The organism is Pseudoclavibacter sp. AY1F1, from assembly GCF_002931075.1.
GTDB lineage: Bacteria > Actinomycetota > Actinomycetes > Actinomycetales > Microbacteriaceae > Pseudoclavibacter.
On sequence record NZ_PSTQ01000003.1, the window covers coordinates 330,915 to 353,548 of the forward strand.

Below are 22,634 nucleotides of genomic sequence, written 5' to 3' on the forward strand. Positions count from 1 at the left end.
AGCATCCGGTCGCCGTCAGTGTCCGCCGCCCGTGTACGGGCCGAGTGCGTCCAGGCGCTCGAGGTGGCTCGCCAAGGCGAATCTCTCGTCGATCCCGTCGCGTGTGCCATCCACGGCGAGCTGCGCCGCCCACTTGCCAAGCACCGGGGCGAACTTGAACCCGTGACCGGAGAGCCCCGCGAGCACGGCCAGGCGGCCGGAGTCGCTCAGGTCGACGACCGGCAAACGGTCGGGCGTGTACGCGCAGTGGTGCACGCTCGATCGCACCGGCTCCGGGTTGAGGGCTGGGAAGAACTCCTTCGCCTGCTGCCCGATCTTCACGAGCTCGTCGCGCGTGTACGCCGTCGGAACCTCGGACACGTCACGGAACACCGGCCAGGTCGGGTTCGAGCACGCCTTCACGCTGTACCCATCGAGGCTCGGGGCGCCGAAGAAGTGCACAGGGCCGATGTCACGCAGGAACGCGGGGAAGCGGTCGGGCAGGAACGCGTCGATGCTGTCCGGCATGAACCAGGTGAGACCGAGCACCTGCAGGCGGAGGAGACGGTCGAGGTCAGGGTGGATGCGGCCAGACCACGACCCGGATGCGACGATCACGCGGTCCGCGCGGATGGCCTCGCCCGGCGTGCGCACAACAACGGCACCGCGCTCTTCCTCGATGGCCAGCACGCGCGTGTTGAACCGCAGCTCGGCGCCCCGCTCCTCCGCCAGGCGGAGCGCGGACAGGACGCTCACCTCCGACCGGATGCCTCCGCCGTACTCGTCGAGCACGCCGATGTCGCCGTCGTGGATGCGGTGCTGCGGGAACGCCGCACGCAGCTCATCGGTGTCGTAGCGTCGGTGCGGCAGGTCGAACTCGTCGATGGTCTCGAGCGTGGTCCGCATCTCGATGCGGTCCGCCTGCGCGATCGAGAGCGCACCGACCTCGAGGTAGAGCTCACGGCCAGCTTCCCGCTCCAGCTCGCGCCACAGCTCGCGCGACTCGAGCAGCATCGGCACGTAGAGGCCACCCTCGTGGTAGGCGGTGCGGAAGACCCTCGACTCCCCGGCGTAGGAGCCGTGCTGGTGCACCCTCCCGTACTGCTCGATACCGATGATGCGCACGTCGTCGCGCTTGGAGAGCTGCCAGGCCGCCATCGCGCCGACGGCTCCGAGACCGACGATGACAACCGTTGGGGGAGATGACATGAGGTTCGTTCCTATTCTTCCGAAGTGAGGCTTGGGCTGGAGTCGACGCGGTGTGCAGCTATGCGAGCGCCGGCGTCTCCCAGAGGTTGAGGGTCTGCCCGATGCCACGCTCGACCGCGTTGCGGTAGACGACCGTGCCCCAGGCGACGTCTTCGACCGGCATCCCGCCGACCGAGAAGAGGATCACCTCCTCGTCGTCGCGGCGCCCCGCCGCTCGTCCGGCCATGATGCTCGGGAGGTTCTCGAGCACCGCATCGTCGACCGTGCCTTCCGCGATCCGATCGAGCAGGTACATGCCGTGCAGACCGATGCGCTCGTGCGCGGGGCTGGGCACTTCCGCGTGCCAGGCCTCGTAGAGCCCCCGGTAGTCGGCGATATGGCGGGCGGCGTCGAGCAGCCCGTCCCCGATCATGATGTCCGCCGGCAGGCTCACGAACGCGCCCGGCTTGAGCCACTCACGTTCGAGCCTGACGTAGTTCTCGGACCCGGCGGGCGTCGTCGGCGCGATGGAGACGAGGTCGCTGTCACGCACTGCCTCCTCGATGGAGTCGACGAGTTGGATGTTCGTGAACTGCGGCAGTTCCGTCCGAACCCAGTCGGCGTACGCATCCATGCTGCCGCGACTCCGCCCGGCGATCTTGAGGGTGTCGAGGCCCGGACGCACAGCCGCGAACGCCTCGAGGGTTGTGCGGTTCATGACGCCGGGGGCGACGATTCCGACACTGCGCGCATCCGCTCTCGCAAGATGGCGTGCGCCGACCCCGGGGATCGCGCCGGTGCGGTACGCGCTGAGCAGGTTCGCCGACATGTACGCGAGAGGCGCCCCGGTGTCCTTATCGCACAGCGTGAACATGAGCACGGAGCGGGGGAGTCCGCGCTCACGGTTGGCGAGGTTGGAGCCGTAGAACTTGCAGCCGGCGGTCTGGAAGGACCCGCCGAGGTAGGCCGGCATCGCCATGAAGCGTCGGTGCGCGCCATCGAGCGGCATGCCGTCGTGCGGCGACTCCCGGGGGAAGGTCACCATGGCGCCGTGCGAGTTCGCGTCGGGGCCGGCCATCCGGTAGTCGCCGGCGTCGACGAGTCGGAGGGTCTCCTCCATCGCGTCGACGCAGGCTGGCATGTCGGTGACTCCGGCCGCGATCATGTCCGGCTCGGAGAGGAAGCGAAAGTCGATCCGCGGAGTGAAATCGGTCATGTGCTGCCCTAGCCGCTGATGACCTGGGGGACGGACACGTGCTTGAGCCCCTCGACGCCGAACTCCAGGCCGTAGCCTGAAGACTTCACGCCACCGAACGGTATCTGCGGATGCAACCCCCCGTGCCCGTTGATCCAGACCGTTCCGGCCTGCAGCCGACCCGCGACGGCAAGTGCCTCGTCTCGGTCTCCCCAGACGGATGCGCCAAGTCCGACGTCGAGTCGGTTCGCGTTCCGCACGGCCTCGTCGAGGTCGCTGTAGCGGATGATCGGGAGCGTGGGCCCGAACTGCTCCTCGTCGACGATGGCCGCGCCGTCTTTGACGTCGGCGACGAGCGTGACGGGGTAGAAGAGCTCACCGAGCTCGCTCGCCGGTGCGCCGCCCGTGACGATTCGTGCGCCGCCAGCGCGAGCGTCCTCGACAAGCCTCGCGACGATGTCGAACTGGTCCTTGTTCTGCAGCGGGCCGAGGACATTCTGCTCGTCGAGCCCATTGCCCATCGGCATCCGCGCTGTCACGTCGGCAAGCGCGTCGACGACCGCGTCGTACAGCGAATCGTGCACGTACAGGCGCTTGAGGGCGGCGCAGGTCTGCCCCGTGTTGATGAAGGCCCCCCAGAAGAGGCCCTCGGCGATTGCGGCGGGGTCGGCGCTCGGCAAGACGATGCCGGCGTCGTTGCCGCCGAGCTCCAAGGTGAGCCGGGCGAGGTTCGACGCGGAGCTCTCCACGATCTTGCGGCCGGTGGGGGTCGAGCCCGTGAACATGACCTTGCCGACGGCGGGATGCGCGGCCAGCGTCGACGAGACCCCGCGCTCGCCGCAGATGCCGATGAGCACATCCGCCGGCAGCACCTCGTTCAGGATCGACAGCATCGTGAGCACGCTCAGGGCCGTGTTGCCGCTTGGCTTCACGATGACCGAGTTGCCCATTCGGAGCGACGGAGCGATCTGCCAGATCGTGATCATGAGGGGCCAGTTCCAGGGGCCGATGGCACCCACGAGCCCGATGGCACGGTAGTGGAGCGTGGCGTGACCCGACGCGTCGTCCACGACCGTCTCCGCCTCGAGGACCGTGTCGGCCGCGGAGCGCAGCCAGGTTGCGCAGGCCCCGACTTCGAAGCGCGCGTTCGGGCCGTTGAGCGGCTTCCCCTGCTCGCGGGAGAGGAGCCTCGCGAGCGGTTCGCTGTTCGCCTCGATGGCATCGGCGGCGGCGTGCAGCAGGCGGGAGCGCTCCCCGTGGCCGAGCGCCTCCCACGCCGGCTGGGCAGCAGTGGCGCGCTCGATCGCGGCCTCGAGGTCCGCGACCGTGTGCTGCGGAACCCGGCCGATGGGCTCCCGCGTCGCCGCATCCACGGCCACGCGGCCCTGGCCCTCAGGCGCCTGAACTCCCGCGATGAGCGAGAACTCGTCCGTGGCGAGCTCCGTGGCGAGCTGTGCGTTCTTGGTCACGATGCCTCCGTGTGGTCGGGCCCGACTCCGTCAGCGGGCACTCCCTCCATGGTGCTTTCGGGGCGAGGATCGGTCTTGCCGCTGCGTGCACGTGGCATGACTGCGCGCGAACATTCGCGGCGCGGGCGAGGCGAAGCTCAGCTCTCGGCGGGCGAACGGAGCAGCGTGAACGAGCCCTCTTTGACCATGAGTGTCGTTACGGGGTCGCTGACCCGCTGCTCGTCGTCGCTGGAGATCGCCAGCTCCCAGGTGCCGTGCGGCGCATCCGGGACGGTGAACTCGACGGCGTTCTCGGCCGCGTTCAACAGCAGCGCGAACGAGTCGGCACCCGTGTGCGAGAACACGAACGCGATGGAGCGCGCCTCCGGGTTGTCCCAGTCGGCGTCGTCGAAGCCCAGCGCATCCGATCGCAGGACGTCCACGGTGGCGTCCGCGCCCGTATCCGGTGCCTGTCGGAACCAGACGGGCCGCAGCGCCGGATTCGCGGCGCGTAGCGAGATGAGCCTGCGCGTGAACTCGAGCAGGTCGGCATCCACGGCCTCCCAGTCGAACCAGGAGATGTTGTTGTCCTGGCAGTAGGCGTTGTTGTTGCCGCCCTGCGTGCGGCCGAGTTCGTCGCCGCCGAGGATCATGGGCACGCCGGCGGAGAGGAGCAGCGTCGCGAGCAGGTTGCGGCGCTTGCGCGCACGGCGCTCGTTGACGGCCTCGTCGTCGGTCGGCCCCTCAGCGCCGCCGTTAGCTGAGCGGTTGTCGCTCTCGCCGTCCTGGTTGTCTTCGCCGTTCGCGGTGTTGTGCTTGTCGTTGTAGGACGTGAGGTCGGCGAGCGTGAAGCCGTCGTGGGCGGTGATGAAGTTCACGCTCGACAGCGGCGACCGCCGGCTCGCCTCGTACACGTCGGGGGAGCCGAGGATGCGTTGCGCCGTCGTGCCGAGCGTCGCGTCGCTGCCGTTCCAGTAGTCGCGGGCGTCGTCGCGGAACTTGCCGTTCCACTCAGACCAGTCGGCGGGGAACCCACCCACCTGGTACCCGGCGGTATCCCATGGTTCGGCGATCATCTTCACGGGCGCGAGCACCGGGTCCTGCTGGATGAGCGTGAGGAAGGCGCTGTGCAGCTCCGCGTCGCCGCCCTGCCTGGTGAGAGTCGTGGCGAGGTCGAAGCGGAAGCCGTCGACGTGCATCTCGGTCACCCAGTAGCGCAGGGAGTCCATGATGAGGCCGAGCGCCGCCGGGTGGCCAACGTTGACGCTGTTGCCGGTTCCCGTCGTGTCGAAGTAGTGGCTCTCGTCGCCCTCCACCAGCCGGTAGTAGGCGGCGTTGTCGAGGCCTTTGAATGACAGTGTCGGGCCCAGGTGATTGCCCTCGGCAGTGTGGTTGTAGACGACGTCGAGGATCACCTCGAGGCCCGCGGCATGCAGGGCCTTCACGAGTTCCTTGAACTCGGCGACCTGCCCACCGCCGTCGCCGGCCGCCGCGTAGTCGCCGTGCGGTGCGAAGAATCCGATGGAGTTGTAGCCCCAGTAGTTGCGGAGGCCCTTCTCCTCGAGGTGGCTGTCCTGCACGAACTGCTGCACGGGGAGCAGCTCGACGGAGGTGATGCCCAGATCGACGAGGTGCTGGATGGCGGCGGGATGCGCGAGGCCGGCGTACGTTCCGCGGATCTCCTCCGGCACGTCGGGGTGCAGCTGCGTGAAGCCCTTGACGTGCACTTCGTAAACCACGGTCTGGTCGAGCGGGATGCGCGGAGCCACGTCGTCGCCCCAGTCGAAGCTGGGGTCGGTGATGACGCTGAGCGGCACGGACCCCGCCGAGTCAGTGTCGTCGCGCTGCTCCGGCTCGTTCATGTCGTGGCCGAACACTGCCTGCGACCAGTTGTACTGGCCCTCGATCGCGGTGGCGTGCGGGTCGAGGAGGAGCTTGTTGACATTGTGGCGGAGGCCCTGCTCCGGCTCCCACGGGCCATCGACCCGGAGTCCGTATCGCGAACCGAGCTGCAGCTCGTCGACGAAGCCGTGGAAGACGTGGCCAGTGCGCTCCTCGAGGAGTGTGCGCGTCTCAGCCCCGGACTCGTCGAACGTGCACACGTACACTGCGTCGGCGGTCTCCGAGTAGACGGCGAAGTTCGATCGGCCGTCGACGGTGCTGAAGCCGAGCGGATAGGGCAGCGAGGATGCGGGGGTTGGCATCGAGGGACCTTCCAGTTACAGGGGGGAGACGGGGCCTGGGTCGAGGTCCCCGCCGATGACAGTAAGCCAGGCATGTTGCTGACCCACCGACGTTCTCCCAGGTACGGCGGCCGCCTCATCCACGGGCATCATCCTTCTCCCAGCAGACAGGGTCAGGCTTCGGGTCTGTCGACCAACCGGAGGAACCACCATGAAGGCAACTGTCAACGGAAGCGTCATCGCCGAAGCCCCCGAGTCGGAGCTCGTCGGCATCGAGGGCAACCATTACTTCCCGCCGTCGTCGCTGAACGCCTCGTCCTTCACGAAGAGCGACACGCAATACACCTGCCCGTGGAAGGGGCACGCCCAGTACTGGGACGTCGTCGTCGACGGTGAGACGCATCGCGACGCCGCCTGGAGCTACCCCGAACCGTTCGATGGATCGACCGAACGGGTCGGCCACGACTTCGCCGGCTACGTCGCCTTCGACAAGGCGCAGGTCAGCCTCGGCTGAGGCAGGCGCCTCAGCTCAGCGTGAGTTCGTAGCCGGTGTTCGTGTCGGGGAAGCTCAGGTCGATGAACACCGGCGCGCCAGGCGCTTCACCCGCGGGGAAGTTGATCGTCTCGTAGTTGAGCGGGTCGTCGAGCGGGCAATCGGCGCCACCCGCTTCCCCCGTGCTCCTGATGACGACCGTGAAGTTCCGGTCGTCGACCTGTTCGATCGTGCTCGAGTGCTCGACCGAACACGGCGCGAGCTGGTGACTGGCGAACTTCACCACGACGCCCGTCTGGTCTGCCGCCCACAACACCTCTGGGCCCACTTCTGGCGGGTAGGGGTCTTCCCCGAACGTGAACGACGGAGGCAGATCGGCGGGGGTCGATGATGGCTCTGCGGTCACACCGCCACTGAGCGTGAGCTCAAAGTGCTGCCCCGAGTCGGGGAACCCCAAGTTGACGAAGGCCGGCGTCTTCGGGGTTTCTCCGTCTGGGAAGTTCGCTGTCACACGCAGGGGTTCAGCTGTCGCCAAGCAGAAGCCGGTCCGCGATGCTGAGCTCACGATCTCGACCGTCAGATTGTGCTCATCCACCTGCTCGACCGTGGCCGACTGGACGGCGGAGCAGCCCGCCACGAGGGTGCTCTCGAAGCTCACCACAACGCCGGTTCTGTCGGCTGTCCAGAAGAGCTCCGGCTCAGTTGCTGCCGGGGACGCGGACTCCTCGTAGGTGAACGTGGGAGGCAGGTCGACGGGGTCGAGCTGCGGTGCGCATCCCGAGAGTGCGAAGAGGGCAAGGATCGCCGCAAATGCGGCCGAGGCCCGTCGTGGAGCGCCGCTGATCCTCATGGTGAGAAGCTACCCGACCCCCGCGGCACGAGACAACGGCTCACTGGTCTCGCGGCCGCGCTCCGGAGGCGATGGGATACTTGCGACATGGCACGGCTCAGCGGATCAACAGCTCTCGAGGGCGTTCGTGCTCTCGCCTCGTCTCTCTCTCCCGGGGAGTTGCTGCCGTCAGAGCGCACGCTTGCCGCCGATCTCGGGGTGGCGCGCATGACCGTGCGAGCGGCGATCGACATCCTCGAGCGCGAGGGTCTCGTCCGCACCAAGCGAGGCGTCGGCACGGAGAAGCTCGCACCACCCGTCTCCCTGCAGGTTCGGCTTCGGTCGTTCGCGAGCGCCGTCCGTGAGCACGGGATGCGCGCCGAGACTCAGGTGCTGTCGTTTGTTCGGAGCACGGAGCGCCCGCCCGAAGTGGAGGAGCACCTGCAGCTCCCACCGGATGCTGAGACCATCCACCTGCGTCGGCTGCGTCTCGGGGACGACCGCCCGCTCGCGCTCGAGGACGAGTGGATTCCCGCGGCGCTGGTGCCGCAGCTCAACGAGGAGACGGCCAAGGGGAGCCTCTACGAGATGCTCGAGACCCTTGACCTCCTGCCGACGGAGGGCGTCGAGGTCGTCACCGCCACACTGCCGAGCCCCGAGGAGATCGAGGTGCTCGGCATCGCCGCAAGCTACCCGGTCCTGCGCCTCACCCGAGCGGCGATCGCCCGCGGCCTCCCGATGTCCTACTCGCGGGCGACGTTCCCGGCCGACCGTTTCGAGCTCACTTTCCCGCTCCAGGAGCGCCTCACGCTGCCGTTCTCCTGACGCCAAACGAGCCACCGGCGAACTCTGGTCTATACCAGGGGGGATTTTCCAAGTAGAGTCCCCCTAACTTTTCCTTTGACCATGGAGTCACGCCATGAAATATCTCCAGAAACTCGGCAAGTCGCTCATGCTGCCGGTGGCTGTCCTGCCGGTAGCGGCGATCCTGTCCGGTATCGGGTACTGGATCCTCAACACGGCAGGCGAGAACTTCGTCCAGGCCTTCTTCACCGCGGCCGGCGGCGCGCTGCTCGACAACCTGCCGCTGCTCTTCGCGCTCGGTGTGGCGATCGGTATGGCATCGAAGCCAGACGGTACCGCCGCACTCGCAGGGCTGGTGTCCTGGCTCGTCGTCACGCGCCTCCTCAGTCCTGAAACGGTCGCGACCCTGCAGGGCATCGCTGTCGAGGATGTCAACATCGGCTTCGGCCGCATCGAGAACGCCTTCGTCGGAATCATCTGTGGCCTCATCGGCGCCTACTGCTACGACAAGTTCAAGGACGTGAAGCTCCCATCGGCGCTTTCGTTCTTCTCCGGCAAGCGCTCCGTCGCGATCGTCACGACGGGCGCATCCCTCGTGGTCGCCCTCGTGCTCTACTTCGTGTGGCCGGTCCTCTTCGGCGGGCTCGTGTCGTTCGGTGAGTGGATGGTCGGGCTCGGCCCGGTCGGCGCCGGTCTGTACGGCTTCTTCAACCGCCTCCTCATCCCGCTTGGCCTGCACCACGCGCTCAACGCGGTGTTCTGGTTCGACGTCGCCGGCATCAACGACCTCGGCAACTTCCTGAACGGCACGGGCACGGCGGGCGTCACCGGCCAGTACATGACCGGCTACTTCCCGATCATGATGTTCGGCCTGCCGGGCGCCGCACTCGCCATGTACCTCACGGCCAAGACTCACCGCCGCAAGGTCACCGCCGGCATCCTGCTGTCCGGTGCCTTTGCGTCGTTCTTCGTCGGCGTCACCGAGCCGCTCGAATTCGCCTTCATGTTCCTCGCGCCTGCCCTGTACGTGGTCCACGCGATCTTCACCGGCATCTCGATGTTCATCATGGCGCTGCTGCCGGTTCGCATGGGCTTCGGATTCTCGGGCGGGTTCATCGACCTCATGCTCGGCTGGGTCAACCCGCTGGCGCAGAATCCGTGGGCGATCTTCCTGGCCGGCGCCGTCTGGTTCGTCATCTACTTCGTGGCCTTCTACTTCATCATCAAGCGCTTTGACCTGAAGACGCCGGGTCGCGAAGATGAAGAGGTGGAAGTGGACGAGACATCGACAGGGTCGTCGAAGTTCCTCAGCCAGGCTGCGGCGATCCTCAAGGGGCTCGGTGGCAAGGACAACGTGCTCGAGCTCGACAACTGCGCCACGCGGCTCCGCATGGAGATCGCCGACGTCTCGAAGGTGGACGACGCGGCAATCCGTCGCGCTGGCGCCGCTGGCATCATGAAGCCGGGCGGGAAGTCCGTGCAGGTCATCTACGGCCTCGAGGTGCAGTTCGTGAAGGATGCGATGGAGGACCTCATTGCGGGTCGTGTCGAAGCGCCTGTCGCTGCGGCTGATGCTGGTGCAGCTGCCGCCGATGCGGGTTCGGTCTCGCCGGGCAGCGTTGCCACGAAGACCGTACTCACGCTTCGTCAGCCGCTCGCGGGTCGTGTTGTGCCGCTCTCCGAGGTTCCGGATGCGACGTTCTCCGAGGGCATCATGGGCCCAGGTGTCGCAGTCGAGCCCACGGGTGACACGGTGTGGGCTCCGGCCGACGGCACTGTGGCGCACATCTTCCCGACGAGCCACGCGGTTGCCCTGAAGTTGAACGATGGCACCGAGCTCCTCGTCCACGTCGGTGTGGACACCGTGGAGATGAAGGGCGCGGGCTTCGAGACCCTCGTCGCCGTCGGCGATGAGGTTGTCGAGGGGTCCCCGCTCCTGCGCTTCGACCTCGCCGCGATTCGCGCGGCCGGGCATCCGACCGTGACCCCGGTCATCGTGCTCGGGGGCACCGATGTCGAGCTGAAGCTGCGCGAGGTCTGACCTCTCGCAGGGGTCAAGGGGTGAGCTGTCTAACTCGGCGGCTCACCCCTTTCACCCTTTGTGCGTCGTGGACTAGACCACTTGCTGGTTTCCCGGTAATGTGATGCGCAACACGCCTCGCCGATCAGGCTGGAACTCCATGAGACTGGGCTGAGGCACCCCGATCGTCGTCGATCTCTAGGAGCAGCACATGGAAGTTGTCATCATGGCCGGGCCGGCAGAAGTCGGCGCCTTCGCAGGAGCGCGCATCGCTGATGTCGTCGAGGCGAATCCGGAAGCGGTCCTCGGTGTCGCCACCGGTTCGAGCCCCCTCGAGACGTACCGGGCGCTCGCCGCTCACCGGGATGCGGGGCTCGACTTCAGCCGCGCGACCGCCTTCGCGCTCGACGAGTACGTCGGCATCGCCCGATCGCATCCGGAGTCGTACCACGCAGTGGTCGGACGCGAGGTGGTCGAGCCCCTCGGTCTCGACCCCGCGCGTGTGCACGTGCCCGACGGTCTCGCATCCGACCTGGACGCAGCCTGCGCCGACTACGAGGCCAAGATCCTCGCCGCTGGCGGCGTCGACGTGCAGCTGCTCGGCATCGGTGCGAACGGGCACATCGGGTTCAACGAGCCCACCTCCTCGCTCTCCTCACGCACCCGTGTGAAGACGCTCGCTCCGAAGACGCGCACCGACAACGCGCGCTTCTTCGACAACGCAGACGACGTGCCGGTGCACTGCCTCACGCAGGGACTCGGCACCATCCTCGACGCGAGAAGCGTTGTGCTCGTCGCGCAGGGCGCCTCGAAGGCGCGAGCTGTTGCCGCGATGGTCGAGGGGCCCGTCTCCTCGATGTGGCCTGGCTCGGTGCTGCAGCTGCACCGCCGGGCGACCATCGTCATCGACGAGGCCGCCGCCGCCGAGCTCACCATGGCCGACTACTACCGGTACACGGTCGAGCACCGAGCAGGCGTGCAGCCGCGGGCCTGAGTGATCGTCCTTCTCAGGGTCTGTTCCGGAGATCCTTGACTGGTGGTCGTCCTTTTCGGCTCTGCGTTCCCAAGCGCAGGTTAACTAGAATCCGCGGTATGTCACAGCGCTCAAGAACCCACACGAAGCGACCTTGCTCGCAGCGCGAGCAACGGTCGCAACGTCGCGCTTGAAAGCGGTGCTGGCTCCTCGAAAAAGTCCGTCCCAGCGGTGGGAGCACCTCTTCTCAAGGTGGGAGGCACGTATCTCGCGAGGATGCTCTCGCCGTGGCCACACGCATCGCTGGCCGCAATGAGGAGCTCATGCGTCGTCTTGCATGAGCGACGACGAAACGAAGTCGACGTCAGCGACGTTGCCGGCTGGCTCGAGGAGTACTCACAACGAAGATCTCGGCGAGCGGACTGACCGCGGTTGCTGTGTAACCCGCAAAGCCTGAACGTGAGCGGGTCGCGCTCAGCGCACCCACTCGCCGCGCCGCATGACGCGCTGGACCCCGAGGGATGCATCCAGCACGACGAGGTCCGCGTGGTTTCCGGGTGCAAGCGCGCCGACCCTGTCGAGCCCGAGAGTCTCGGCGGGGGTCGTGGTCGCGGCGCGCACGACGTCGGCGAGCGGTAGGCCCACGACGCCAACCGCGTACTGCACGGCCTGCGCCATCGTGAGCGTTGACCCCGCGATGGCTCCACCCTCCGTGAGGCGGGCGACGCCACCCCGCACCTCGACGTCGAGGGATCCGAGCGTGTAGTCGCCGTCGTGCATGCACGCCGCCGACATGGCGTCGGTGACAAGCATGAACTGCTGCGGCTTCGTGACCGCCGCGAGTCGGAGGGCCGCCGGATGCACGTGCGTGCCGTCCGCGATGAGCTCGATCACCGCATCCGGGTGTTCGAGTAGCGCGGCGATGGGGCCGGGCTCGCGGTGATGCAGTCCGCGCATGGCATTGAAGAGGTGCGTGCCGACGGTTGCGCCGTGGTCCAGCGCGTCACGTGCGATGTCGTAGCTCGCATCCGTGTGCCCGATCGCCGCGACAACTCCGGCCTCGGTGAGCGCCTTGATGGCCTCGAGCCCGCCTGGGAGCTCCGGTGCGAGTGTGACCATGCGCACCTGGCCGCGTCCGGCGGAGAGGAGCGCGGCGAGGTCCTCGCTGTTCGGCTCGATGAGGTGCTGCTGTGCGTGTGCGCCGGGATGCGCGGGGCTGAGCCACGGACCCTCGAGGTGGATGCCCGCGAGGGTTCCCTCCTCGGCAAGCGTCGCGAGTCCGGAGATCGAATCGCACAACGCCGTCAGCTCGTCCGTGACGAGGCTCGCCACGATCGAGGTCGTGCCGCTCTCGAGGTGCGTGCGCGCCGCAGTCTCCGCTGTCTCTCTGGCGCCTCCGTCGAAGGAGGTGCCGCCGCCGCCGTGCACGTGCGCATCCACGAAGCCGGGGGCGATCGTCGTTTCCCCGAGGTCAACAACGTCGTCCCGCCCAGACGGGGGTTGCCCCGCGTTGACGCTCAGTAGGAAGGGGCCGTCGATCTCTACCCAGCCGGGCGAGAGGTGACGCCTCGGAGTGATGACGTTCGCAGCGCTGACGATCATTCTGCTAACTCCGTCTTTTCGAGGTTCGGCTCACTGGTCTGTACCAGTTGTACTTTTGCTCGTGCGTGCTTCTGTGTCAAGTCGGATGTGGTGGGCGGCGGCTCGCGCTCTGGCGCTTCGATTACGCTCGTCGGGGCGTCCCGGACTCGTCGACCGATGTGGCGGCGTATCCCCGGGCCTCGACCCGGGTAAAACATTGGACGAAGTCCAAACTTGACCAGAGTCCAAACTTCTCACTACTCTCGGAAGCACACCATGAATGCACCCAACTCGCCTTCTGGTGGCCTCCGTGCCCGGAAGAAGCGAGAGACCGAGAATGCCATCGAGAACGCCGCCGTCGACCTGGCCCTCGAGGTGGGCTTCGACGCCACGACGGTCGAAGCGATCTGCGAGCGCGCCGGCATCTCGAGGTCGACGTTCTTCAACTACTTCCCCAGTCGAGAGACGGCCATCACCGGGCGAATGGTGCAGCTGCTGCGCGGTGACGACGCCGACCGCATCCTCGACGAGCATGCACCGGACCTTGCGCACGGCATGCTCGCCCTCGTCCTCGCCTCCATCGGGCACGCCCACATCAACAGCGATGTGGCTCGCAAGCGCGCCCAGCTCAGCGCAGAGCAGCCGGAGACGATCAGCAGCTCGACCGGATCGCTCCTCGCGATCGGCGGGCAGCTCCTGGAAGTCGGCGTCAGCTGGATCATGCGTCGCCCCGAGCACGCGCGCCTGCCCGGTGACCCCGGGCGAGAAGCCGTCATCGCCGCCGGCCTCTGCCACTCCGCGTTCAGCTCCATCATGGTCGACGCAGCCTCGAATCTCGGCGATCTCGAAGTCAGCGACGACGACATCACACGCGCGTTCGATGCCGTTCGCGTCGTCCTCGACTGACCTTCTCCTCCTGACTTCCCCACCCCACTCCTAACCACAGGTTCAACCGCGCGTTCTGCGCGGCCCGAACGCGCTGCTCCCCGCATTCCCCGCATTCCCCGCTCCACTTGCTCCACCGGTTCCTGCTCCAGCCCCCCGCTCCTGCTCCAGCCCCCGCTCCTGTTTCAGTACCTACCCCTGAGGTGTTCTGGTGAAACTCGTTCGTACCCTTTCCCGCATCACGGTGGCCGCCCTCGCCGCAAGCGTCGTCGTCGGCAGCTTCGGCGTCGGAGTCGCTTCCGCGGCGCCAACGCCCGAGGACGTCGACAGGCTCTCGGGCCGACTCGCCGCCCTCGCCGACGTCGACGTCTCATCCGACCCGGCAGTCGCCGAAGAGCAGCTCAAGTCGACGACGACCGAGCAGCTCGCCCTCCCAGACTCCGGCCCGGCGAGCATGCGCGTGAGCGGCGACAGCGTCGCCGTCACCGTGTACTACTCGACGCCGCCCGTCGCGGCCGACATCGAGGCGCTCGCAGCGCTGGGAACCGTTGACTCCGTGGCCGCGAAGTACCTTGTGATCGGCGCCACGATCCCCACGAGCAACCTCGAAGCGGTCGCCGCGCTCGAGCACGTGCAGTCGGTGCAGGAGACGCTCACCCCCGGCTCGAGCGGGACCGCCTGGAACGGCGCCATCGCGCCAACGGTGACAGAGACCGATACTGAAACGGATGCGCCGTCCGAGGCATCGGCCGACGCCGACGCCTGCCGGGCAGTGCCCGCGAACCTTGCCGAGCCGCTCAACGTGCCCCTCGCACGCGAGCTCTACGGGCTTGACGGCGAGGGGGTCCGCATCGGAATCATCTCCGACTCGTTTGATCACGCGGCCGAGCTGCTCCCGAGCACACCGGCAGAGGACGTCGCTGCTGGCATGCTCCCCGGCGAGGGAACCCCGTGTGGGTACGAGCAGCCCGTTGAGGTGCTCATGGAAAGCACGGCCCCAGCCAGCGACGAGGGTCGCGGCATGGCGCAACTGGTGCATTCCATCGCACCGGGCGCCACGCTGCTGTTCGCGTCCGGCTGGGACGGCCAGGCCGGATTCGCGGAGGCCGTTGAGCGCCTGACCGCAGCCGGCGCAGACATCATCGTCGACGACGTCAGCTACTACGACGAACCGATCTTCCAGGACGGGGTGCCCTCCAACGCGGTGAACGACGCGGTCGCGCTTGGCATCCCCTTCTTCAGCTCGGCTGGCAACACGACCAGCATCGGCACGCAGGGTGAAAGTGCGGGGCGGGTGATCTCCTCGTGGGAGGCCCCCGAGTACCGGCCCACGACCTGCCCGGCGTCGGTGACCGATCTGCTGCCCGAGTCTGGCTCCGCGAGCGTCGACTGCATGGACTTCGACCCAAGTGCCGGGCAGGACCCGACGAACACGCTGACGTACCCGGACCTCGAAAGTCGCGGTTTCACCGCGATCACAATGCTGCAGTGGGCTGAGCCGGTGGGCGCTGCAACCAATGAACTCGCCGTCTTCGTCCTCGACGACTCGGGAACGGTCGTCGAGGCGAGCCTCGCCGGCAACGCGGGCTCCCCGATCCAGATCGCAGGTTTCCAGCCGAGCGCTGGTGACTACGACTACGTGATCGTCCGTGACACGAGCGACGGGGTCCCCGCGCTGAACCCGCGCGTGAAGATGATCTTCATGGGCAGCTACCTTCAGGCCGCGGAATACTCGAAGAGCACCGGAGGCGACATCGTCGGCCCGTCCATCTTCGGGCACAACGGCACGCCCGCCGTCGTAAGCGTCTCGGCCGCGAACGCAGCCACACCCACGGAGCTCGAACGCTTCAGCTCGACCGGGCCGACCACGCTCTACTTCGAGCCCTTCCCCAGCACGAACGCGTTGCCGGAGCCCATCTCGGGCGCCCCCACTCTGACCTCGCTTGATGGCGGATGGACGAACTTCTTCGGGAGCCCCGTCGCGGGACAGCCCGGGGTCTACTCGTTCACGGGCACCTCCGCGGCCGCTCCAGCCGCGGCCGCAGTGACCGGGCTCGGGCTGCAGCTCGACCCCGGTGCAACGCCGCAAGAACTGCGGGACGCGCTCACCGACACGGCCGTCCCCATCGACAGCATCGTAGAGTCGGTCTCCGTCGCCGACTCAGCTGGAGCCGGACTCGTGGATGCGGTCGGTTTCCTTGCGGCTCTCCCCGCATCGACCCCCATTCCGACGCCGACGGTCGAGCCGACCGTCACGCCGACGCTCGAGCCGACCACGGCGCCGACAGCTGTGCCCGTGAGCCCGACCGGGGTCCCCGTGCCTGGCGTCGAGACACTGGTACCGGTTCCCGCGACCTCGACGCCCGCCCCCTCGGCAGGTGACAAGCTCGCATCCACTGGAGAAGACGCCCCTCTTGGGCTTGCCGCACTCGTCGGTGCGCTTGTCCTCGCGGCAGGCATCACGATCCTGACGCTGCGCCGACGGACAGGCGAGCGATGACCCGCAGCAGTGCAGTACCTACCCCCGAAGGTGTTCACGTGAAAATCGTTCGAAAGCTCTCCCGCGTCACAGTCGCCGCGCTGACGGTCGGCCTTGTTGTCGGCGGCTTCGGGGTCGGGGCTGCGACCGCGGCGCCCGCATCCGACAGCAGCGAGAAGCTGTCCGGGCGCCTGACCGCGCTCGCGGCAGTCGACGTCTCCTCCGACCCGGCTGTCGCCGAACAGCAGCTCGCGACGGCGTCGCCCACTGAGCTCGCGCTGCCAGACTCTGGCCCCGCGAGCCTGCAGCTCAACGGCGGCAGCGTGGCGGTCACCGTCTACTACTCGACGCCGCCGCTTGCCGCGGACATCGACGCGCTCGCGGCACTCGGCACCGTCGACTCCGTCGCCGCGAAGTACCTCGTCATCGGCGCGACCGTTCCGGTTGGCAACCTCGAGGCGGTTGCCGCCCTCGGCAACGTGCAATCCGTCCAGGAGACGCTCACTCCCGCCTCCAGCGGGTCTGCCTGGCAGACGCCGCTGACGGTGACGGATACCGAAACGGATGCACCTGCTCAGCCCAGCACGGACGTCGTGGCCGACTCCTGCCGAGCCGTCCCCGCCAACCTCACTGAGCCGCTCAACGTGCCCCTCGCGCGCGAGCTGTACGGCGTCGACGGCGAGGGCGTCCGCATCGGGATCATCTCCGACTCGTTCGACTTCTCACCCGAACCCCTGCCGTCGACTCCCGCGGACGACATCGCGGCGGGGCTCCTGCCCGGACCAGGAAGCCCCTGTGGGGACACGCAGCCCGTTGAGGTGCTGCGCGAGAGCCCCACCCCGTCTGCAGACGAGGGGCGTGCAATGGCGCAGCTCGTCTACTCGATCGCGCCAGGCGCGACGCTGCTGTTCGCATCCGGATCGGGCGGACAGGCGGGCTTCGCGAACGCCGTCGAGACGCTCTCCGGCGCCGGCGCCGACATCATCGTCGATGACCTCGGCTACTACGACGAGACGATGTTCCAGGACGGTGTCGCAGCGAACGCGATGAACGACGCTGTCGCGCTTGGTATCCCGTTCTTCACGGCGGCCGGCAATGACACCGTCATCGGCAGCCGGGGCGAGAGCGAGGGCCGCGTGATCTCCTCGTGGGAGACGCCCGAGTACCGCCCCGCCGCCTGTCCTGCCGAGGTCGGCGAGATCCTCCCTCAGATCGACATCACCAGCGCCGACTGCATGGACTTCGATCCCGGCGCAGGTGTCGACGCGACGAACACGCTGACGTACCCCGACCTCGCACGCCACGACCGGACCGCGTTCCTCATGCTGCAGTGGGCCGAGCCTGTGGGGGCAGCGACCAACAGCATGATGGTTGTCGTGACCGACGCCTCGGGCGAGTTTGTCGGGGGCAGCCCGGTCGCATCCGCCGGCTCGCCCGTGCAGATTGCCGCATTCCAGCCCACCGGAGGCGACTACAACTACATCATCGTTCGCGACACCAGCGACGGCGTGCCCGCGTTGAACCCTCGCGTGAAGACGATCTTCAACGGCGGCTACCTGCAGGACGTCGAGTACTCGGAGAGCGTCGGTGGCGACATCGTCGGACCCTCCATCTTCGGGCACGCCGGCACGCCGAGCGGGCTCAGCATCGTCGCCGCCGACGCGGCGACGCCGACCGAGCTCGAGGAGTTCAGCGGCACGGGACCGATGACGCTGTACTTCGAGCCGTTCCCGAGCACAAACGCGCTCCCGGAACCCATCTCAGGCGCACCCACGGTGACCTCGCTCGACGGCGGCTGGACGAACTTCTTCGGGCCGGAAGTCGAAGGACAGGTCGGCATCTACTCGTTCACGGGAACCTCGGCGGCTGCACCATCTGCTGCGGCCGTGGCCGCGCTCGGGATGCAGCTCAGCCCCGGTCTCACGCCCCAGAACGTGCGGGATGCGCTGACGGAGACCGCCATCCCGATCAACAGCATCGCCGAATCCGTCTCGGTGGCGGACTCGGCGGGAGCAGGGCTCGTGGATGCGGTCGGATTCCTCGCGGCGCTGCCGGGGGTCGCGCCGACGCCGACGCCGACGCCGACCACCGAGCCGACGCCGACTGCTGCTCCGACTCCCACCTCGACGGCTGTGCCGGTCACGCCGACCGGAGTTCCAGTGCCCGGCGTGGTGACTCCGACGCCGGCGACACCGACAACGACCGCAGGTGACAAGCAGCTCGCATCCACCGGTGCGGATGCGTCCCTCGGCCTTGGCGTGCTTGCCGGAGCGCTCGCGCTCGCCGCTGGCATCGCGGCGGTCGTCGCCGCGAGCCGCAGGAAGGTCGCCGAGAAGTAGCGAGCGTCCAGGGCGCCTCCGTCGACGGGTCCTGTTCGACAGAGTTGTGGCGAAGCGCTGCCGGTGAGATTGCCGACAGCACTTCGCCACAACCCTGCGCGCAGGGGATGCGGGCGCGGGCGCGGACGGGCGGGCAGGCAGGCAGGCGGGCAAACAGGCAGGCGTCGGGGCGGCGGCGTACGCGCGCGGGTCAGCCCGTGACGAGGCGGTGCTCGTAGGCGAACACGACGATCTGCGCGCGGCTCGTGAGCTCGAGCTTCGCGAGCACGTTGCGCACGTGCGTCTTCACGGTCGCCTCGCTCACGAACGCGGCGGCCGCGATCTCGCTGTTGCGCAGCCCCTTCGCCGCAAGCAGGAAGATCTCGCGTTCCCGCGGCGAGAGCGCCGCGATCGCGAGGTCCGGCCGGGGCGCGATCTCGACGGGTTCCGTAGCCGGGGTGGCGCCCCGCGCGATGCGTCCGACAGGCATGGCCGGGGCGTCACCCGCGTGCACGGCTCTGATCGTGTCGAGCAGCATCTCGGGGGTCGCGTCCTTCGTCACGTAGGCGCTCGCGCCGTTGTGCATGGCCTGCAGCACCGCTTCATCCTGCCGGAACGTGGTCAGCATCACGATGCGCGGGCGCGGCCCGGTCTCGTCGGCATACGGGGCGGCCTCCAAGATGCGCCTCGTCGCGGCGATGCCGTTCAGGCCGGGCATGCGGATGTCCATGAGCACCACGTCCGGACGCGCGGCGACGACCAGCTCGACCGCGCCCTCACCATCGGCCGCCGTGCCGATCAGCTCGAGATCCGACTGCGACTCCACGAGCATCCGCATGCCGTAGACGAAGAGGTCCTGGTCGTCGACGAGGGCGATGCGGATGCGCGGGGCAGGTTCCGGGCGCGCCGAGACGACAGCGACGGGCTGAGTAACGGTGTCGTCAGTCACTGCTTGTCCTCCTCGGTCTGCGGTTCTGTCGCGGTCTGTGCTTCGGTCGCGGTCTGTGCTTCTGTCGCGGTCGGAGCTTCTGTTGCCTCAGGGGCTTCTGTTGCCTCATGGGCGTCCTCCGACGCGGTCACCCTGGGTTCGATGTCCTGCGTGGGGATGAACGCGGTCACCACAAACGTCTGATGGCCATCGACCTCGTTCTCCGACGGCTCCGAGCCCGCGGTCAGCCAGCCGCCCGCGAGACGGGCGCGCTCGCGCATCCCAGTCAGGCCGAGGCCGCAACGCTCGGAGGCTTCAGCCTTGGGATCGTCATCGCCCACACCCATGCTCACGATGTTCAGCGAGAGCCCCGCCCCGCGCCAGTCGAGCGAAACGGTTGCCGACGCTGCAGAGCCTGCGTGCTTCATCGCGTTCGTGAGGCTCTCCTGCACGATCCGGAACACGCTCAGCTCCTGCACCTGCGAGAGGCGCTTCCGCTCGCCGAGGTTGCGCAACTCGACGTCGAGGCCCGCGCCGGAGGCCTGCTCGACAAGCGCATCCAGTTCGTCGAGCTTCGGCTGTGGCGCGGACCCCTCGCCGCCGATGTCTTCCAGCAGCCCCTGCAACTCGAGCAGGGTGCTGCGGGCGTTGTCGGCGATCTTCTGCAGGTCGTCGGCGGCCTCGCCGCGCGACTCTCGCAGCAGCCGCGAGCCGTCCGCCATGGAGATCGTCACCGTGAGCGAGTGGGCGAGGACGTCGTGCACCTCGCGGGCGATGCGAGAGCGCTCCTGCAAGACCAGCACCTCGGCGGAAGACGCTGAGAGCTCGCCGGCGAGGGCGAGGCGCATCGCCTGGTCGCGCCGGCGCTTGATCACATACTGGATCGCGACGCCGAGCACCCAGGCTGCGGCAGCCACGAGCGCGAAGATGAAGGCCAGCTGGGCGGCCGTCTGGAGCATGAGCTCGGACATGGGGCCACGCACGCCCATGAACTGCACGCCGCCCTGGTCATCGAACAACACCTGGACGACGTCGTTTCCCTCCGTCGGTCCGTCCCAACCCTCTTGGTAGATGAGCTCGCCGCTCGCGGTGTAGTTGTTAACGCCAGAGAAGTACCCCATCGAGCCGCCGCCGAGCGGCCCCGCCCAGAGGAGCCACTGCCCCGCATAGACGAACAGGAACGCGATCCCGATGCCGTGCACAACGCCAGCACCCAGCGCGATCCAACGGGTCAGCCCAACGGTGTTCAGCGCGACGAAGAACACGACGATGGGCATCCCGAAGTGGATGGGCCACCCCGTGGAGTCCGCCATCGGAATCGCCCACACCAGCTGCAGGAGCGGGACGAGGAGTCCGATGCCGAGCGCTACCCGCGGGAAGCGCCGCGAGACGCCGATGGCAAGGCCATAGATCAACGGGGCCGCGTAGAACGGCAGGTAGTTGCCCCACCGGCCAACCTCGGCGAAGCTCCACAACGCGATGAAGATGGCCCCCACCGCGGGTTCGAGGAACCAGCGCAGTGAGGCGGCGGTGGAGAGACGATCACGCAGTCGAAGCATGCTCACCAAGCTAGGGGCGATTCCGTGCACGGATGGCTGCGAGCGTGCATCCGGCCCTTCCTTTCATCCGAAGGGGTGAGCGGGCGGACAGGCGACTCCTCGCCTCGCTGGCTGATGACCCGCATCCGCACTCGTGATGTGTGTTTCGGGACGGCGACGGGCAAGCTGGAGTCGCCAGCGTCGGCACCGGCGCCAGCGTCGCCAGCGTCGGCACCGGCGCGATGCCAGCGCCCGCCCGCCGACTGAAGGTCGAGACCCACCGATGACGGACAACCGCGCAGCGTTCGAGCACTTCGTCGAGCTCTTCTACACGCGGAAGCGCGTGGCCGAGGCGTTCGACTACCTGGTGGCGGACAACTACCGGCAGCACAACCCGAACATCCCGGATGGGCCGGCGGCGGCCGTCGAAGCCCTGACCCCGAAGTTCGACGGGTCGCCGGATGCGACGTTCAGCGCCGAGCGCATCCTCGTCGACGGCGACCTGGCAATGGTGCACGTGCGCGCATCCAGGCCCGGAGCGGCGGATGCGGCCGTCGCCGACATCTACCGCTTCGAGGACGGCCGAATCGTCGAGCACTGGGACGTGCTCCAGCCGGTGCCCGGGACGAGCGTGCACGACCACCCCATGTTCTGAAGTAGCGCTCGCGGGCCGACCTCTTCGGGCGGGGTTACTCCGCCGCACGGGGGTGGATGTGCGCAGCGAACTCGCGCAAGAGTTGTGGCGAAGTGCTGTTTGCGTTTGCTCGGACAGCATTTCGCCACAACTCTGGCCCCACGCCGACGCCCACGCCCACGCCGGAGCCGGAGCCGAAGCCGGAGGCCGGAGCCGGAGCCGCGGGCTCCGGAGCCCAGCGCAGCCCAGCCCAGCGCAGCCCAGCCCAGCGCAGCGCAGCGGCTAGCGGATCTGGCGAACGTGGAACTGCATGCGCGGGTTCGCGAACGCATCCTGTGCCGCGACGATCTGCAGTTCGCGCTCACCGGAGTCGAGCGTCGCCTGCAGCAGGTCGAAAACGCTCGAGACCGTTGCTGCGAGCGCCTCGGACGCTGAGCCGGACGTGCGGTAGTGCGCCGTGAAAAGCGCCGACGTGACGTCGCCAGATCCGTTCGCCTTGAACGGGAGGTAGGGGGTCTGCACGATCCACGCGCCGGTGTCGTCGACGGCCATCATTTCGATGGTGCCCTCTGGCCGGTCGGGACGCTCGACGCTCGTGACGAGCACCGTGCGCGGGCCGAGCTCGCGAGCGAGGTCGACGGACTCGAGGGTCTCGTCGATCGTCGCCGGCGTGGTGCGCGTGAGGAAGCCAAGCTCGAACTGGTTCGGCGTGAGGATGTCGGCGACCGGGACGACCCGCTCGCGGATGAGCTCGGGGATCGCGGGGGCCACGAAGCAGCCGGACTTCGCGTTGCCCATGACGGGATCGCACGTGTACGTCGCCGCGGGGTTGAGCTCCTTGGTGCGCTTGACCGCGTCGACGACGACGTCGACGATCTCCTCGCCGCCCAGGTACCCGGAAAGAACAGCGTCCACCTGCGCAAGCGCGCCGCGCTCCTCGACGCCCAGGATCACGTCGCGCACGTCCGATGCGGGAAGCAGGGGGCCTCGCCAAGCGCCGTAGCCCGTGTGGTTCGAGAACACGACCGTGGAGACCGGCCACACCTCGTGTCCGAGACGCTGCAGCGGGAACACCGCAGCCGAGTTGCCCACGTGCCCGTAGGCGACCGACGACTGAATCGACAGGATCTTCATCCCTCGATCTTCCCACGCCCGGCGC

At 68.0% G+C, this 22,634-nt stretch carries 17 protein-coding genes; 8 read left to right on the forward strand and 9 right to left on the reverse strand.

Going from position 1 to position 22,634, the window contains the following annotated elements; genetic code table 11:
- Nucleotides 1-15: 15 nt before the first annotated feature.
- From solA to glgX, 4 genes are all read right to left on the reverse strand, one after another.
- Entirely contained in the window at nucleotides 16-1,188 is a 1,173-nt protein-coding gene (gene solA / locus C5B85_RS07780) for an N-methyl-L-tryptophan oxidase (protein WP_104285432.1), read from the reverse strand.
- 58 nt (nucleotides 1,189-1,246) lie between these two features.
- Nucleotides 1,247-2,383, reverse strand: coding sequence for a tyramine oxidase subunit B (locus C5B85_RS07785; protein WP_104285433.1), 1,137 nt, complete (start codon nucleotides 2,381-2,383; stop codon nucleotides 1,247-1,249).
- A gap of 8 nt (nucleotides 2,384-2,391) precedes the next feature.
- Nucleotides 2,392-3,831, reverse strand: a complete 1,440-nt coding sequence (locus C5B85_RS07790; protein ID WP_104285434.1) for an aldehyde dehydrogenase family protein — start codon at nucleotides 3,829-3,831, stop codon at nucleotides 2,392-2,394.
- A 137-nt stretch (nucleotides 3,832-3,968) separates the two neighbouring features.
- Complete coding sequence (gene glgX / locus C5B85_RS07795; RefSeq protein ID WP_104285435.1) at nucleotides 3,969-6,014, reverse strand: glycogen debranching protein GlgX; 2,046 nt, start codon at nucleotides 6,012-6,014, stop codon at nucleotides 3,969-3,971.
- A gap of 190 nt (nucleotides 6,015-6,204) precedes the next feature.
- On the opposite strand from glgX, the gene C5B85_RS07800 reads away from it, so the two are divergent.
- Complete coding sequence (locus C5B85_RS07800; protein WP_104285436.1) at nucleotides 6,205-6,507, forward strand: DUF427 domain-containing protein; 303 nt, start codon at nucleotides 6,205-6,207, stop codon at nucleotides 6,505-6,507.
- Between the two features lie 10 nt (nucleotides 6,508-6,517).
- Here C5B85_RS07800 and C5B85_RS07805 read toward each other — a convergent pair whose 3' ends face one another.
- Entirely contained in the window at nucleotides 6,518-7,336 is an 819-nt protein-coding gene (locus tag C5B85_RS07805) for a hypothetical protein (protein WP_104285437.1), read from the reverse strand.
- Nucleotides 7,337-7,423: 87 nt separating this feature from the next.
- On the opposite strand from C5B85_RS07805, the gene C5B85_RS07810 reads away from it, so the two are divergent.
- From C5B85_RS07810 to nagB, 3 genes are all read left to right on the forward strand, one after another.
- Nucleotides 7,424-8,140 (forward strand): GntR family transcriptional regulator, encoded by a 717-nt coding sequence (locus C5B85_RS07810; RefSeq protein ID WP_104285438.1) that lies wholly within the window; start codon nucleotides 7,424-7,426, stop codon nucleotides 8,138-8,140.
- A gap of 94 nt (nucleotides 8,141-8,234) precedes the next feature.
- Complete coding sequence (nagE, locus tag C5B85_RS07815) at nucleotides 8,235-10,160, forward strand: N-acetylglucosamine-specific PTS transporter subunit IIBC (RefSeq protein WP_104285439.1); 1,926 nt, start codon at nucleotides 8,235-8,237, stop codon at nucleotides 10,158-10,160.
- 190 nt (nucleotides 10,161-10,350) lie between these two features.
- A complete protein-coding gene (gene nagB / locus C5B85_RS07820) occupies nucleotides 10,351-11,133 on the forward strand; it encodes a glucosamine-6-phosphate deaminase (protein WP_104285440.1) in 783 nt (260 codons plus the stop codon).
- A 453-nt stretch (nucleotides 11,134-11,586) separates the two neighbouring features.
- Here the strand turns inward: nagB and nagA are convergent, their stop codons facing one another.
- Complete coding sequence (nagA, locus tag C5B85_RS07825; protein ID WP_104285441.1) at nucleotides 11,587-12,714, reverse strand: N-acetylglucosamine-6-phosphate deacetylase; 1,128 nt, start codon at nucleotides 12,712-12,714, stop codon at nucleotides 11,587-11,589.
- A gap of 255 nt (nucleotides 12,715-12,969) precedes the next feature.
- On the opposite strand from nagA, the gene C5B85_RS07830 reads away from it, so the two are divergent.
- From C5B85_RS07830 to C5B85_RS07840, 3 genes are all read left to right on the forward strand, one after another.
- Nucleotides 12,970-13,599: a TetR/AcrR family transcriptional regulator gene (locus C5B85_RS07830; protein WP_104285442.1), complete on the forward strand. Its 630-nt coding sequence runs from the start codon at nucleotides 12,970-12,972 to the stop codon at nucleotides 13,597-13,599.
- Nucleotides 13,600-13,789: 190 nt separating this feature from the next.
- A complete protein-coding gene (locus C5B85_RS07835; protein ID WP_146077879.1) occupies nucleotides 13,790-16,078 on the forward strand; it encodes a S8 family serine peptidase in 2,289 nt (762 codons plus the stop codon).
- A 38-nt stretch (nucleotides 16,079-16,116) separates the two neighbouring features.
- Nucleotides 16,117-18,396, forward strand: a complete 2,280-nt coding sequence (locus C5B85_RS07840; protein WP_181064331.1) for a S8 family serine peptidase — start codon at nucleotides 16,117-16,119, stop codon at nucleotides 18,394-18,396.
- 190 nt (nucleotides 18,397-18,586) lie between these two features.
- On the opposite strand, the gene C5B85_RS07845 is transcribed toward C5B85_RS07840, so the two are convergent.
- Both C5B85_RS07845 and C5B85_RS07850 read right to left on the reverse strand, forming a co-directional pair.
- Complete coding sequence (locus tag C5B85_RS07845; protein WP_258070668.1) at nucleotides 18,587-19,258, reverse strand: response regulator transcription factor; 672 nt, start codon at nucleotides 19,256-19,258, stop codon at nucleotides 18,587-18,589.
- 62 nt (nucleotides 19,259-19,320) lie between these two features.
- The gene (locus tag C5B85_RS07850; protein ID WP_146077880.1) at nucleotides 19,321-20,862 is read right to left on the reverse strand and encodes a sensor histidine kinase; all 1,542 of its coding nucleotides are present in this window, start codon (nucleotides 20,860-20,862) and stop codon (nucleotides 19,321-19,323) included.
- 262 nt (nucleotides 20,863-21,124) lie between these two features.
- Here C5B85_RS07850 and C5B85_RS07855 point away from each other — a divergent pair, with 262 nt between their 5' ends.
- Nucleotides 21,125-21,496, forward strand: coding sequence for a nuclear transport factor 2 family protein (locus C5B85_RS07855; RefSeq protein WP_181064332.1), 372 nt, complete (start codon nucleotides 21,125-21,127; stop codon nucleotides 21,494-21,496).
- Between the two features lie 261 nt (nucleotides 21,497-21,757).
- Here C5B85_RS07855 and pdxY read toward each other — a convergent pair whose 3' ends face one another.
- Nucleotides 21,758-22,609, reverse strand: coding sequence for a pyridoxal kinase PdxY (pdxY, locus tag C5B85_RS07860; protein ID WP_104285447.1), 852 nt, complete (start codon nucleotides 22,607-22,609; stop codon nucleotides 21,758-21,760).
- Nucleotides 22,610-22,634: the final 25 nt, after the last annotated feature.

Excerpts from the sequence above, each read along its gene's own strand:
- nagA (WP_104285441.1), bottom strand. The coding sequence starts at position 12,714 with ATGATCGTCAGCGCTGCGAACGTCATCACTCCGAGGCGTCACCTCTCG.
- C5B85_RS07805 (WP_104285437.1), bottom strand. The coding sequence starts at position 7,336 with ATGAGGATCAGCGGCGCTCCACGACGGGCCTCGGCCGCATTTGCGGCG.
- glgX (WP_104285435.1), bottom strand. The coding sequence starts at position 6,014 with ATGCCAACCCCCGCATCCTCGCTGCCCTATCCGCTCGGCTTCAGCACC.
- nagE (WP_104285439.1), top strand. The coding sequence starts at position 8,235 with ATGAAATATCTCCAGAAACTCGGCAAGTCGCTCATGCTGCCGGTGGCT.
- C5B85_RS07810 (WP_104285438.1), top strand. The coding sequence starts at position 7,424 with ATGGCACGGCTCAGCGGATCAACAGCTCTCGAGGGCGTTCGTGCTCTC.
- C5B85_RS07785 (WP_104285433.1), bottom strand. The coding sequence starts at position 2,383 with ATGACCGATTTCACTCCGCGGATCGACTTTCGCTTCCTCTCCGAGCCG.
- C5B85_RS07855 (WP_181064332.1), top strand. The coding sequence starts at position 21,125 with ATGACGGACAACCGCGCAGCGTTCGAGCACTTCGTCGAGCTCTTCTAC.
- C5B85_RS07800 (WP_104285436.1), top strand. The coding sequence starts at position 6,205 with ATGAAGGCAACTGTCAACGGAAGCGTCATCGCCGAAGCCCCCGAGTCG.
- C5B85_RS07830 (WP_104285442.1), top strand. The coding sequence starts at position 12,970 with ATGAATGCACCCAACTCGCCTTCTGGTGGCCTCCGTGCCCGGAAGAAG.
- C5B85_RS07850 (WP_146077880.1), bottom strand. The coding sequence starts at position 20,862 with ATGCTTCGACTGCGTGATCGTCTCTCCACCGCCGCCTCACTGCGCTGG.
- pdxY (WP_104285447.1), bottom strand. The coding sequence starts at position 22,609 with ATGAAGATCCTGTCGATTCAGTCGTCGGTCGCCTACGGGCACGTGGGC.
- nagB (WP_104285440.1), top strand. The coding sequence starts at position 10,351 with ATGGAAGTTGTCATCATGGCCGGGCCGGCAGAAGTCGGCGCCTTCGCA.
- solA (WP_104285432.1), bottom strand. The coding sequence starts at position 1,188 with ATGTCATCTCCCCCAACGGTTGTCATCGTCGGTCTCGGAGCCGTCGGC.